The organism is Thalassotalea loyana (assembly GCF_030161435.1).
Taxonomy (GTDB): Bacteria; Pseudomonadota; Gammaproteobacteria; order Enterobacterales; family Alteromonadaceae; genus Thalassotalea_G; species Thalassotalea_G loyana.
Genome location: NZ_BSSV01000011.1, coordinates 47145 through 60508, shown reverse-complemented (window position 1 = coordinate 60508; position 13364 = coordinate 47145). Strand labels below are relative to the sequence as shown.

The following is a 13364-nucleotide window of genomic DNA, read 5'->3' as shown; positions in this document are numbered from 1 at the left end:
AAACGCAACTGCGCCGATGGTAGTGTGGGAGGTCCCATGTGAGAGTAGGTCATTGCTAGACACTCATTCTGAAAGCCCGCTCATTGAGCGGGCTTTTACTTTAGAACGAGCTATAATTGTTTAAGGTATTTTAAAATGCTTTAAACAATTACAGTTTAAGATTTGTGGATTTACACCGACAAACAACCGTCATACCTGACGCTTGTCGAGATTAGTACATCCATGAACGTCGTTTTTACTGGCAACAATAGCGTTGTAGTACCACCTGATCCCATGCCGAACTCAGAAGTGAAATGCAACCGCGCCGATGGTAGTGTGGGAGGTCCCATGTGAGAGTAGGTCATTGCCAGTTACCCATACTAAGCCCTAGTCGAATGACTAGGGCTTTTTTTGTTTACTGATTTCTTTGTAGAATAGCCTTTTAGTTTTACTCATCTTTTGGATATATATATGTGGCAATCAACTATGTCTTGGGAAAATGCTCAAAAGCGTGCGGCTTTGTTGATGCAGCTCAGAGCATTTTTTTTTGAGCGCGGAGTCATAGAGGTTGAAACACCTTTGTTGAGCGCCGGAACTGTCACTGATGTCCATTTAGACGCGTTTGCAACGGATTACCAGTTTCCTGTAGGTAAACAATCGTTATATTTACAAACTTCGCCAGAATTTGCGATGAAACGATTGCTTGCGTCTAGTTATCAATCTATCTTCCAGCTTTGCAAAGCATTTAGGGATGAACCGTTTGGTCGTTACCATAATCCAGAATTCACAATGCTAGAATGGTATCGTATTGGGTTTGATCATTTTGAGTTAATGGATGAAGTGGATTTGTTATTACAGTCTTTGTTAGGTTGTGATGAAGCAACGAGAATGAGTTATCAAGACGCTTTTTTAACTTATACTCATATTGATCCATTAAATTGTTCTTGTGGGCAATTAGTTGAATTCTTAAAGGATAAAGACAAAGCTGATGACTGGCTTATTAGCTCTCCTGATCTTGATACGTTATTACAATTCATTTTTTGTGAATTTGTTGAGCCAAATATTGGCAAACTACAACCAGCCTTAGTTTATGACTTTCCAGCTTCGCAAGCATCTCTTGCTAAAATATCAAGCGAGGACCCTAGGGTTGCTCACCGTTTTGAGTGTTACTTCAAAGGCGTTGAGTTAGCAAATGGTTTCAATGAATTAACGAGTCATGAAATACAAGAATCTCGCTTTAATCATGATAATAGGAAGAGAGCGAGTATGAATTTGGATGAGAAGCCTATTGATAAAAAATTCTTATCAGCACTAGAACATGGCTTACCTCAATGTGCTGGTGTTGCCTTGGGGGTTGATCGATTAATTATGTTGGCTTTAGGGTGTGACCATATCGAGCAGGTTTTATCGTTTACGATTGAAAACGCTTAATTACTTATTGTGCGATATATGTGTTTTTGTGATATAGTATCATTCTTGTTCGCTGTTAAAATTAATTAAGGTCTAAGATGTTAGATAGAATTGGCATTGCTGCTACTTCATTGTGCGCTTTACATTGCATTTTATTACCTTTGTTATTGCCTGCGTTGCCACTATTAGGCCTAACGTTCTTGGCTGATCATGCATGGGAACATGGCTTTTTAGCTGCTACTGCTGTGCTAGGTACAATTGCGCTATATTCAGGTTACAAGCGATACCATAAAAAGCTCTATCCGTTTTTAATACTTTATATTGGCGTAGCTATTTATTGGATTAAGCATGACTTTTCAGAGAGCACAGCCCCCATTTTTATTGTTATTGGAGCTGGGTTAATTGTTGCATCACATATAATTAATCTACGTTTGTGTAATAACTATAAGCAATGCAACTCTTAAACGATTACTGAACGTCTAGTTCTTTTAATTTTCTGGTTAATGTATTTCTGCCCCATCCTAACTTCTTAGCTGCTTCTTGTTTGTGCCCTTGGGTAAAGTGCAATGCACGCTTTAGCATTAATCGCTCAATATCTGGAATCGTGCTTGAAAGGATATCTTCATTTCCACTTTGTAGTTGCTGGTCTACCCAGGTTTCCAAATAGGATTGCCAAGAGCCTTGAACTTGCGTAACTTTTGGACTCTCTTTCAATTCTGGTGGTAAGTCTTCAATAAATATTTCCTGACCAGATGCCATTACGGTCAAAAACCTACAGGTATTTTCTAACTGCCTAACATTCCCTGGCCATTGATAATTTTCTAGGAAGTTAAGCGCAGATTTGTGAAGCGTTTTACTTTCTACATTTAGCTCTTCTGCCGCATTTTTAAGGAAATGGTTGGCGAGTTGCTCAATATCTTCTCTACGTTCTTTCAGACTCGGTAAATGGATTTTAATGACATTAAGGCGGTGAAATAGGTCTTCCCTAAAATCGCCTTGCTCAACCAGTTCTTCTAGATTTTGATGGGTTGCTGCAATGATTCTTACATCTACCTTGATGGGTGAGTGACCACCGACACGGTAAAATTGACCATCTGCTAGAACACGAAGAAGACGCGTTTGTATATCTAGAGGCATATCGCCGATTTCATCGAGAAACAATGTGCCATTATGGGCTTGCTCGAATCGCCCTTGACGAACGGAATTTGCGCCTGTAAAAGCGCCCTTTTCATGTCCAAATAATTCAGACTCAATTAAGTCCTTAGGTATAGCTGCCATATTCAATGGGATAAATGGGTCTTTTGCTCTTGGGCTATGAGAATGCAGTGCGTGAGCAACCAGCTCTTTACCGGTTCCTGATTCACCATTTATCAATACACTGATGCTTGAGCGAGAAAGTCTCCCGATAGCTCGAAATACTTCTTGCATCGCAGGAGCTGCGCCAATGATACCAACATTGGTTTCATTGCTCTCACTCTGTTTTTGTTGCGCCCGTTGCTCTTTAGCGTGAGTTAATGCACGTTTTGCTAATGTTAACGCGTCATCGATATCAAACGGCTTAGGTAAGTACTCGAACGCGCCACCTTGATAGGCATTTACTGCACTGTCTAAGTCTGAATGCGCGGTCATTATAATGACAGGTAAGTCAGGGTATTGTGAGTTTATTTTATTCAGTAGTGCCATTCCATCAATCTCTGGCATACGAATATCTGAGATAATGACTTCAGGTTGAGCATGATCTAAAGCAATTAGGAGGTTATTTGCGCTTTCAAAGGAGGCCGTTGAAATATTGGCGTTGCTAAAGGCCTTTTCCAACACCCACCTAATCGAGCTGTCGTCGTCAACAATCCATACTTGTTCTGTGATCATATTAACCTTCTTCCTCTAGAGGTAATAAAATAGTAAATTCAGTGTGCCCTGGGCGCGAATTACACGAGAGCTTCCCATTGTGCTGATGAACTAATGTCTGTGAGATAGAAAGACCTATTCCAGTGCCATTTGCTCGACCTGAGACCATAGGGTAGAAAAGGGTGTCTTGGATGTTTTCCGGTATACCAGGGCCATTGTCTATAATGGACAGCTTTACCCCGAGCTTAATGCGTTTACCATTGATTGTTTGATTGCTTGCGATCCGCGTTTTCAATGTAATAACCCCATTTTCATCAAGCACCTGAATTGCATTGTTTACAATGTTCAATACGGCTTGTTGTAGCTTTTCTTCATCGAAGGTTACTTCAGGTATCGAAGGGTCATAATCACGTAATAAGGTAATTTGGGTATTGCTATCAAAACTCACCAGCTTAAATACCTTTTCTAACACTAAGTGGATATTTTGCTGTGTCATTTTGGGTAGCTGGTTAGGCCCAAGTAGGCGGTCGACAAGATTAGTCAATCTGTCTGCTTGCTCGATGATCATTTCCGTGTATTCTTTTTTGTCATCATCGAGCTCAAGACTCAATAATTGTGCTGCTCCACGTAAACCACCTAGTGGGTTTTTTATCTCGTGTGCTAACCCTTTAATTAAATCGCGAGCCGATTCCCACTGTTGATGTTGGAATGCCTCTTCACTGATCTGCTTTTGTTTATCTATTTGATTAAACTCAATCAAAATGTGTGGTTTTTGATTAAATTCAACTGATGAAGCGGTAAGCTCAACAGTGATTCTATGATGATCAATAAACTGCAGTGTTACATCACTATCAGTAAATTCTTGGCCAGAATCTAGCAGTTGTTGTAGTTGAATATCATTAATTGACGTGGTGAAAAAGATATCATTAAACGATTTACCGACAAGCTTATCAAAGCTTTTAACTAAGATAGATTCAGCAGATAAATTTACATATTGGATGATGAATGAACGGTCTAGCACAATGACGGCGGTCGCAAGTTGTCCGCCTAACTGCTGTTGATAAGATTGTTTTAATTCGCGCATAGACTGGGAATTCGAATACATAAATCACCAATGCACCAAGTTGGTGCGTACAAAATTTCAGTGTAATGAATATTCGTTAAATATGCACGAAAAAGCAGTTATTTCGCAGAATTAATCGATGCTCGATGCATATAAAACGTTACTGATTTAGATGATGCAATTACCTTGCCTTTCTGATTCAGTAATTGTAATTGAATTTGGTGTTCGCCACGGTCAACGTTTCTAAGAACAAACATTGAATGACTTTGTGGTTTTTCATAAGGTTTATTATCCAGTAATAACTGAATTTTATAACCTTGTTTAAAGATAGGCTTGATGCGCCCAATGACGTGAACTGAGCCGGTGTTGTCTCGCACGGTTGCGTTGTCTTCCGGTTGCATTACGTCAATTGAGAATTCTTCAGGGAGTTCTTGTGGTTTAATATCAAGAATTGACGTATCTACAGATGGTAGGACATTTTTGCTCTTCGAAACTTTAACTTCTTCCGCCCCTGGTTTTGGGCTATCAGAGAATACTAAAGTACCTGATTCATCTGTCCATACGTAGATTTTCGCAGATTTAGCTTGAGCCTGTGCATCACCTATTAACAAAGTGCTTGTTAGTAGTAACCCGAAAGTGCCCAGCCTCATATTAATATCCCAATCCTTAAGATGTACTACTAATTTATCCAAAATATTTAAATTTAGCTACAAAAAAAGCTCACCGAAGTGAGCTTTTTTACTAAATATACAGGTTAATCAATAATTAACAGCTGTAGTACATTTTGAATTCAACTGGGTGAGTCGTTGAGTTTAATGTTTCAACTTCATCACGCTTAAGACCGATGTAAGCATCAATCATGTCTGAATCCATTACGCCGCCTGCCATTAAGAACTCTTTGTCTGCTTCTAATGCATCAAGAGCTTCTTCGAAAGATGATGCAACTTGTGGAATTGCTGCTGCTTCTTCTGCTGGTAAGTCGTATAAGTCTTTATCCATTGCATCGCCAGGGTGGATCTTGTTTTTGATACCGTCAAGGCCAGCCATTAACATTGCAGAGAATGCTAAGTATGGGTTAGCTGTTGGATCAGGGAAGCGAACTTCGATACGACGAGCTTTTGGTGAAGGTACTACTGGAATACGGATTGAAGCTGAACGGTTACGAGCTGAGTAAGCAAGCATTACTGGTGCTTCGAAACCTGGAACTAAACGCTTGTACGAGTTCGTTGAAGCGTTAGTGAATGCGTTCAATGCTTTAGCGTGCTTGATAATACCACCGATGTAGTATAAAGCAGTTTCTGATAATCCGCCGTACTTGTCACCAGCGAATAAGTTAACACCATCTTTTGCTAAAGATTGGTGACAGTGCATACCAGTACCGTTATCACCAACTAATGGCTTAGGCATGAAAGTCGCTGTTTTACCGTAAGCGTGAGCTACGTTGTGAACAACATACTTATAGATTTGAACTTCATCAGCTTTGTTAACCATTGTGTTAAAACGACAAGCGATTTCGTTTTGGCCACATGTAGCAACTTCATGGTGATGCGCTTCAACAACTAAGCCCATTTCTTCCATAACTAAACACATTGCTGAACGTAAGTCTTGTGAAGAGTCAACTGGTGCAACTGGGAAGTAACCGCCTTTAACACCTGGACGGTGACCGTGGTTACCATCTTCATAATCTGCGTTTGAGTTCCACTCAGCTTCTTTGTCGTCGATTGAGTATGAAGCACCTGACATGTCAGCGTGGAATTTTACGTCGTCAAATACGAAGAACTCTGGCTCAGGACCAAATAAAACAGTATCAGCGATACCTGTTGAACGCATGTATTCTTCAGCGCGTTTAGCTACTGAACGAGGGTCACGGCTGTAACCTTGCATAGTTGCAGGTTCAACGATGTCACAACGGATGTTTAAAGTAACTTCTTCTGTGAACGGGTCTAAAACAGCAGTTGTCGCGTCAGGCATTAATACCATGTCTGATTCGTTAATACCTTTCCAACCAGCGATTGAAGAACCATCGAACATTTTACCTTCTTCGAAAAAGTCTTCGTCTACTTGGTGGTAAGGAAGCGATACGTGTTGCTCTTTACCTTTTGAGTCAGTGAAACGTAAATCAACGAACTTAACGTCGTTTTCTTTGATTAGGTCTAAAACAGCTTGTGACATTCTCAGTCTCCAGTGAAGTTATGTAATTTTTAAATGTTGGACATTTTTGCTTGTTCTACCAATAGCCAAAAGTGTGCCAAAGATAAAAGCCTTATATATCAAGCGCTTTTATGTTTGACTTAACTCGGTATGCACGTTTTTGGTGCTATCTCTGCACAATGATGGTGCACCGTGCTGTTTTGAATATGTTTGCTTTATAGTAGTGCAAGATGAATAAAATCACTAACTGTTTTATTTGTCTATCGTACTCCTGTATAATTCGCGCCCAATTGTAGCCCTATGAGCATATGCCTGTGTTAGATAAATTAAGAAATGTCGCGATTATTGCGCACGTTGACCACGGTAAAACAACCCTAGTTGACAAATTATTAGAGCAATCTGGAACGTTAGATTCACGCACTGAACTTGAAGATCGCGTGATGGATTCAAATGATATTGAAAAAGAACGTGGTATTACGATTTTAGCGAAAAATACTGCGATCACGTGGCAAGATTACCGCGTTAACATCGTAGATACCCCAGGTCACGCCGACTTTGGTGGTGAAGTTGAACGTGTTATGTCAATGGTTGACTCAGTATTGCTTATCGTTGATGCGCAGGAAGGTCCTATGCCTCAAACGCGTTTCGTAACTCAAAAAGCTTTCGCTCAAGGCTTAAAGCCAATTGTTGTTATCAACAAAATTGATAAGCCAGGTGCTCGCCCTGAATGGGTAATGGATCAAGTATTCGACCTATTTGATAACTTAGGCGCAACTGACGATCAGTTAGATTTCCAAGTTGTTTATGCTTCTGCAATTAACGGTTGGGCTTCGTTGGATGAAGGTGAAGAAGGTAGCGATATGACACCTCTTTTCCAAACTATCGTTGATCAAGTACCTGCACCAGATGCCGATCCGGAAGGCGCATTCCAAATGCAAATCTCACAACTTGATTACAGCTCTTACTTGGGTGTAATTGGTGTTGGTCGTATTACTCGTGGTAGCGTCAAGCCAAACCAACAAGTAACGATTCAAACAGCTGCGGGTCCTGTGCATAACGGTAAAGTAGGTAAAGTATTTGGTTACTTGGGGCTTGAACGTAATGAAGTTGAAGAAGCTAATGCTGGTGACATTATCGCGATTACTGGTTTAGGTGAGCTGAAAATTTCAGACACGATTTGTTGTCCAAATGAAGTTGCTCCATTACCGGCATTATCTGTTGATGAGCCAACAGTTACAATGACCTTCCAAGTAAATACCTCACCATTTTCTGGTCAAGAAGGTAAATATGTTACTTCACGTAATATTAAAGACCGTTTAGACAAAGAGCTTATTCATAACGTAGCGCTACGCGTTCAACAGTTAGACGATCCAGATAAATTTAAGGTATCTGGTCGTGGTGAGCTTCACTTAGGTATTTTAATTGAGAACATGCGTCGTGAAGGTTACGAATTAGCAGTATCTCGCCCTGAAGTAATTATGCGCGAAGTTGACGGTCAACTTGAAGAGCCATATGAAACAGTAACAATTGATGTTGAAGAAGAGCATCAAGGTTCTATCATGGAGAAAATGGGCTTACGTAAGGCTGAACTTACTGACATGGCACCAGATGGTAAAGGCCGTATCCGTATGGACTTCATCATGCCTAGCCGTGGTTTAATTGGTTTCCAAACGGAGTTCATGACATTAACGTCTGGTTCTGGTTTGATTTACCACACATTCTTGCAATACGGTCCGCACAAAGGTGGTGAGATTGGTCAACGCTTAAATGGTGTATTGATTGCTAATGCTCAAGGTAAAGCGTTAACGAATGCATTATTTAACTTACAAGAGCGTGGTCGCTTAATGATTGGTCACGGTGTAGAAGTATACGAAGGCATGATCATCGGTATTCATAGCCGTGACAATGACTTAACGGTAAATGCTCTTAAAGGTAAGCAGTTAACTAACGTTCGTGCATCAGGTACTGATGACGCGCAAGTGTTAACGCCGCCGATTCAAATGACGTTAGAGCAAGCGTTAGAGTTTATTGATGATGATGAATTAGTAGAAGTAACGCCTGAGAATATCCGTATTCGTAAGAAGTTCTTGAAAGAATCAGATCGTAAACGTGAAAGTCGTAACGCTAAAAAATAATTAGTGATTAACGAATAAAAAAGCGCTCAGTAGAGCGCTTTTTTTGTTTCTGGCTATCTGTATTTTATGCTACATGCGGGGCTAGTTAAGCTTTAGCTTCAGCTATGAGCTAATAGTAGGATGCAGAATCTGGTGATGAAAACATGTTTAATTTGTAAGACATGTCTCAAAAACATGTAAGAAATATTATCCCATGATTCATATGTGGTCTTTAACCTATTGTTTCTTTTGTAGAATTAATTCTTACTTCCAGTTTAAGTGGGATTTGTCATATAAATTTACATAATATGCCAACAGACAAACTCAAATCTTCGATTACACTTTAGAGTAAGAATATTTGTTCTAAAGGAGATAGAAATGAATCAGCAAAGACTTTCCCGCATGAATTCATTGTTTGAAAAGGTGCTTTCAGGACTTGCGTCTAATGAAGAACAAATGGAATTGAAGCAATTATATCGACAATACATTAATTTTGGTCGCGACGACCAGTCTGTGATTGATGAGCATCATCAAGAGCCGACATTAAGAGTACATCATTAATAAGAAAACATGGACGAGTAATGGTTATTTACCCATACAACTTGGATAAAGAAAAGTTGGAGCTTTTACGAGCACTTACTGAAAAGTTTGAGCAAGGCAAAGGCGATAAAAATCAACTTGGCGAACTTGAAGAGTTGCTTTCGACAATGCTAATCAAGAAGGAAACAGAGGCTTAAAAGTTATATTAAGCCTCTCAACGACTATTTGATCTGTTCAATAAATTGATTGGATTGTTCAATCGCAGTATTCATGTCATCAATGAGTACTTGAACATCACGTTGAATATTCTTGTATTCACCCTGCAAGGCTCCAATCGCTTTTGCATTTAGATTATGTTTGAGAAACAATACATTATCTTGCAGCTTCTCTAGCACGGGAAACATTCTTGACTCAGCCTTTCGCATCGCACGAATAACACTATTGTATTGGCGTTGTGTACTTCTCAATTGCTTTTGGCTTTGAGATTTAAGGGAAGCATTTGAGTATAGCTCTATTTCCTCTTGCCACTCCTCAAACAGTGCATCTGCTACGCTTTCAATCGATTCAATACGTTCAGAAACATCATCTGCAGCGGCTTGGCTTGCGTCATAATGATCTTTGCTCACCTCGTACTGTTGCGCTAACTCTGCACCATCAAAATTAATCAGGCTAGTTAAGTGCGTTAAGGCATCTTGAAACTCTTCTTGTGCCTCAAGTTGAGATTCATTGGCATCTTCAACACGTGAAACTAAAATATCACGCTTATGAGAGCCGACTTTTTCCATTGCTGCATAATATGTCGATTCACAGCCGGAAATAAATAATGAGCCTGCCGCAAGTCCTATAGCAAGCATTGCGGTGTTTATGTTCATAATTAATTACCCGCCCTTAAATTTAGCGGCGTCTATGATTGACCAAACATGGAAGATAAAACCTGGTAACGCCATAAAAAATAATATGCCAGTAGCGGCAAGACCGTAACAAACCCAGGTCAACAAGAAAAACATAACAGCAGCACCAATTCTTCCTTGCACTAACTGACCTAAACCTGAAATGAAAAAACTACAAATGGCAGCTAATACATTACCACCAGAACCTTGTCCCGACATAAACTCTCCTTAAGCTTTAGTTGGTATTCTCAATAATAAGTAAGTATCTTAATATACAGTGATTATTGGAAAAATTAAGTAATATTATGGATTTTAGTATAAAAGTTTGGCTAAAACAGTGTCAGGCTTTTTCGAAAGAATTTGTGACAAATGTTGTAAAAACGGAAGCACATGTTAACGCGGGTTATCTCTCATACGTTACATTGATGTCATTAGTACCGCTGGTGCTGGTGATGTTTTCAATGATGACTGCATTTCCAATTTTTAGCGATATTCAAGTGGCTATCGAAAACTTTGTATATCAGAACTTGGTGCCTACTGCAGGGGATGTTGTTCAAGAGCACTTATCTGGCTTTGTCCAAAATGCATCTAAAATGTCGGCTGTAGCGGTTGGTTTTTTATTTTTGTTTGCTCTGTTGTTGATTTCAGCTATCGACCGGACATTAAATAAGATCTGGGGGGTCAGTAAAAAACGCCGGGTGATTACCGCATTTTCAACTTACTGGATGGTGCTAACGCTTGGACCATTATTAGCAGGTGCAAGTTTGGCGGCTACTTCTTATTTAATTTCTTTGGTTAATTTTGGTGATACAGCATTATCAGGTGTCCAAAATATATTTGTTCGATTATTACCGCTTGTCGCGTCAACGCTAGCGTTTTTGTTTTTATACATGGTAGTACCGAATAAGGAAGTTCGATTTAAACATGCGATTAAAGGCGCCGTCTTTGCTGCCGTGTTTTTTGAACTTGCAAAGAAAGGGTTTGCTCTGTACATCACATTGCTACCCTCCTATGAAGCAATCTATGGAGCGCTAGCGACCATCCCTATCCTGTTTGCATGGGTGTATTTGTCTTGGTTAATCGTTTTACTTGGTGCTTTGTTTACCGTGACGGTAGAGCATCGTTCGACAGGAAGTTCTCAGATAATCGAATAATTGGCTAAACTTAGCCTACGGCGATGAATAAGGTATGCTCTTGAAAAGTCTCTATCCTAAAATATCAGCTAACGGTACGCATTTTCTTAATGTAAGTGATGAGCATCAGATATATGTTGAAGACTCGGGTAATCGACAAGGCATTCCTGTCATTTATTGTCATGGAGGACCAGGTGCTGGAGCCAGTAGCGACTTTAGGCGCTACTTTGATCCCGAAAAGTATCATATTATCCTGTTCGACCAACGCGGCTGTGGACGCAGTCTTCCTTCTCCAAGCATAAAGCACCTTGATCTTGCGGCATTAATCGCTGATATGGAAAAGATAAGGGAGTATTTTTCAATCGACCGCTGGCTCGTGACCGGTGGTTCATGGGGCACAACGTTATCTTTGGCTTATGGTCAATCTTATCCCAAGCGCTGTTTGGGTTTCATCTTACGTGGTGTGTTTCTGGCCACGAAACCAGAGTATGACTGGTTATATCAACCCAATGGGGTTGCAAAATTTTTCCCTGAATATTACCGAGACTTTACATCACCGTTGACCCCTGAGCAGCGCCAGGATCCATTATCAGCTTATTATCATTTAGTTCAAAGTGATAATGAGGTGGCAGCCATAGCAGCTTGTAAAGCTTGGTTTTTATATGAAGATCGAATGTCATCAATTGAACATCAAGGCGATTGTAAACATGAAATTGATGATCCTCATATAGCACACTGTTTAGCTATGCAGTCAGCGTATTTTTTCTATCACAATAGCTTCCTTAGGGAAGGGCAATTATTAGGAAACATGGAAAAGATTAATCATTTGCCAGCGTTTATCCTCCATGGTCGCTATGACATGATTTGCCAGCTTGATATTGCTTATCAGTTGTTTAATAGCTGGCCAAGTGCACAGTTACAAGTGTTGCCTGTTGCAGGGCACAGTGGTTTTGAACGACAAACAATTGATGCATTTTGTAAAGCAGCAGATAAAATGGCTGAGTTTATTCAAGGAATTTAGGAGTATGAAGTGATCGCATTACTTCAACGTGTGACTCAGGCGAATGTTAGTGTTGATAAAAAGGTCATTGGTGAAATCGGTAATGGCTTGTTAGTGTTATTAGCTGTTGAACCAGAAGATAACGAAGCTAACGTAAAACGACTTGCAGAAAAAGTCGCTAAATATCGTATTTTTGAAGATGAAAATGGAAAAATGAATTTAAATGTTGCCCAAGTAGATGGTGACATTCTTGTTGTTTCTCAATTCACGTTAGCCGCAGATACAAGCAGAGGGTTACGCCCTAGTTTTACGTCCGCTGCGTCTCCTGAAATGGGAAACAAGTATTACCAATATTTTTGTCAGTGCTTACGAGAGCTTGGCTTTCAGGTGCCAACAGGAGAGTTCGGTGCGGATATGAAAGTCTCGCTAACTAACGATGGACCTGTGACTATTTATCTGAAAGGGTAACCTTTTGTCGAAACCTCCAAGCCGTACTTAGCCGCAGTCGCAAATGTGCGGGTAAAGATGAATGTGTAGAATCTCGTTCAATACAAGGCTCTGGTAATATATATACAATAACGTTTTTGAATCGAGGAATTTCTAAATAACTTACTTGGTATTTAGTCCCTGTGGTTTGATAAAGATTAAATGCGGTTTGTTTTAACTCAGCTAATAATGCGTTGAGTTGTCTTTCATCCAGATCGGGTAAATTTATTGTCCAACATGCTGGGTTTCGCATGTTGGCGATACTCTCTTTTACTTGTTCCAAAAATTGATGGTTGTGTTGGGCATAAATATCACAAACAACCCAATCGTATTTACCATGCTGTTGCTGCAATAGTGACTCGCCGGTTTGGTGATTAATACAGTACTTTCTTGACGTTGGATTAAAGTGTGCCCGGAATAACGTAATTACGTCGCTATCGTATTCCGCTGTTATTAAGTTAGCCTCAGGTAGCAAGTGGGTTATCGCACGTGTAAAGCTACCACCACCTAACCCTAATTCTAAAATGTTCTTTGGAGATGAAAAAAGTAAAGGAATCAATAGAGCTTGTTGGTGCGGCATTAATAGGCGTTCGGGTTTGCGCTTCAACATGACACTTTGAATAATATTGTCGAAGGTAAGCCACAAATAATGGGGATCCTCAATGACTGCGATACGTTGTGTCGGTTGATTGACTAATCGGATAACCTTTCCTCTATTTATGTGGTTTAATAAGCGCATAACAATTATCT

At 40.0% G+C, this 13364-nt stretch carries 15 protein-coding genes and 1 rRNA gene; 9 read left to right on the top strand and 7 right to left on the bottom strand.

All coding sequences use genetic code 11. The features are described from left to right. Positions 1-237: 237 nt before the first annotated feature. The 3 genes from rrf to QQK05_RS18435 all read left to right on the top strand — a co-directional run bounded on the left by rrf (position 238) and on the right by QQK05_RS18435 (position 1853). A 5S ribosomal RNA gene (gene rrf / locus QQK05_RS18445) occupies positions 238-352 on the top strand. A gap of 98 nt (positions 353-450) precedes the next feature. Further along, positions 451-1410 (top strand): elongation factor P--(R)-beta-lysine ligase, encoded by a 960-nt coding sequence (epmA, locus tag QQK05_RS18440; RefSeq protein ID WP_284301439.1) that lies wholly within the window; start codon positions 451-453, stop codon positions 1408-1410. A 77-nt stretch (positions 1411-1487) separates the two neighbouring features. Continuing rightward, positions 1488-1853, top strand: coding sequence for a MerC domain-containing protein (locus tag QQK05_RS18435; RefSeq protein ID WP_284301438.1), 366 nt, complete (start codon positions 1488-1490; stop codon positions 1851-1853). A 4-nt stretch (positions 1854-1857) separates the two neighbouring features. Here the strand turns inward: QQK05_RS18435 and glnG are convergent, their stop codons facing one another. The 4 genes from glnG to glnA form a co-directional block, all read right to left on the bottom strand. Further along, a complete protein-coding gene (gene glnG, locus QQK05_RS18430) occupies positions 1858-3258 on the bottom strand; it encodes a nitrogen regulation protein NR(I) (RefSeq protein ID WP_284301436.1) in 1401 nt (466 codons plus the stop codon). Between the two features lies 1 nt (position 3259). Continuing rightward, positions 3260-4342 (bottom strand): nitrogen regulation protein NR(II), encoded by a 1083-nt coding sequence (glnL, locus tag QQK05_RS18425; protein WP_284301433.1) that lies wholly within the window; start codon positions 4340-4342, stop codon positions 3260-3262. Between the two features lie 77 nt (positions 4343-4419). Then, positions 4420-4950 carry a DUF4124 domain-containing protein gene (locus QQK05_RS18420; RefSeq protein WP_284301431.1) on the bottom strand — a complete coding sequence of 177 codons (531 nt, stop codon included), beginning with the start codon at positions 4948-4950 and terminating at the stop codon, positions 4420-4422. 115 nt (positions 4951-5065) lie between these two features. Continuing rightward, on the bottom strand, positions 5066-6472 hold the full coding sequence (gene glnA / locus QQK05_RS18415) for a glutamate--ammonia ligase (RefSeq protein ID WP_284301429.1): 1407 nt from the start codon (positions 6470-6472) through the stop codon (positions 5066-5068). Between the two features lie 293 nt (positions 6473-6765). Here glnA and typA point away from each other — a divergent pair, with 293 nt between their 5' ends. The 3 genes from typA (at position 6766) to QQK05_RS18400 (ending at position 9302) form a co-directional block, all read left to right on the top strand. Continuing rightward, complete coding sequence (gene typA, locus QQK05_RS18410; protein ID WP_284301427.1) at positions 6766-8586, top strand: translational GTPase TypA; 1821 nt, start codon at positions 6766-6768, stop codon at positions 8584-8586. A 357-nt stretch (positions 8587-8943) separates the two neighbouring features. Next, positions 8944-9126 carry a hypothetical protein gene (locus tag QQK05_RS18405; RefSeq protein WP_284301425.1) on the top strand — a complete coding sequence of 61 codons (183 nt, stop codon included), beginning with the start codon at positions 8944-8946 and terminating at the stop codon, positions 9124-9126. Positions 9127-9146: 20 nt separating this feature from the next. Continuing rightward, complete coding sequence (locus QQK05_RS18400) at positions 9147-9302, top strand: hypothetical protein (protein WP_284301423.1); 156 nt, start codon at positions 9147-9149, stop codon at positions 9300-9302. Positions 9303-9326: 24 nt separating this feature from the next. Here the strand turns inward: QQK05_RS18400 and QQK05_RS18395 are convergent, their stop codons facing one another. Further along, positions 9327-9977: a DUF2959 domain-containing protein gene (locus QQK05_RS18395; protein ID WP_284301421.1), complete on the bottom strand. Its 651-nt coding sequence runs from the start codon at positions 9975-9977 to the stop codon at positions 9327-9329. Positions 9978-9983: 6 nt separating this feature from the next. Next, positions 9984-10214 carry a hypothetical protein gene (locus QQK05_RS18390; RefSeq protein WP_284301419.1) on the bottom strand — a complete coding sequence of 77 codons (231 nt, stop codon included), beginning with the start codon at positions 10212-10214 and terminating at the stop codon, positions 9984-9986. A gap of 86 nt (positions 10215-10300) precedes the next feature. Here QQK05_RS18390 and QQK05_RS18385 point away from each other — a divergent pair, with 86 nt between their 5' ends. Genes QQK05_RS18385 through dtd form a run of 3 tightly spaced genes read left to right on the top strand, consistent with a single transcriptional unit; the run spans position 10301 to position 12596 of the window. Further along, a complete protein-coding gene (locus tag QQK05_RS18385; RefSeq protein WP_284301417.1) occupies positions 10301-11149 on the top strand; it encodes a virulence factor BrkB family protein in 849 nt (282 codons plus the stop codon). Positions 11150-11189: 40 nt separating this feature from the next. Beyond that, positions 11190-12149: a prolyl aminopeptidase gene (gene pip / locus QQK05_RS18380; RefSeq protein ID WP_284301415.1), complete on the top strand. Its 960-nt coding sequence runs from the start codon at positions 11190-11192 to the stop codon at positions 12147-12149. 9 nt (positions 12150-12158) lie between these two features. Beyond that, positions 12159-12596 (top strand): D-aminoacyl-tRNA deacylase, encoded by a 438-nt coding sequence (gene dtd / locus QQK05_RS18375; RefSeq protein WP_284301413.1) that lies wholly within the window; start codon positions 12159-12161, stop codon positions 12594-12596. On the opposite strand, the gene QQK05_RS18370 is transcribed toward dtd, so the two are convergent. Continuing rightward, a complete protein-coding gene (locus QQK05_RS18370) occupies positions 12577-13353 on the bottom strand; it encodes a spermidine synthase (protein ID WP_284301411.1) in 777 nt (258 codons plus the stop codon). The genes dtd and QQK05_RS18370 overlap by 20 nt on opposite strands. Positions 13354-13364: the final 11 nt, after the last annotated feature.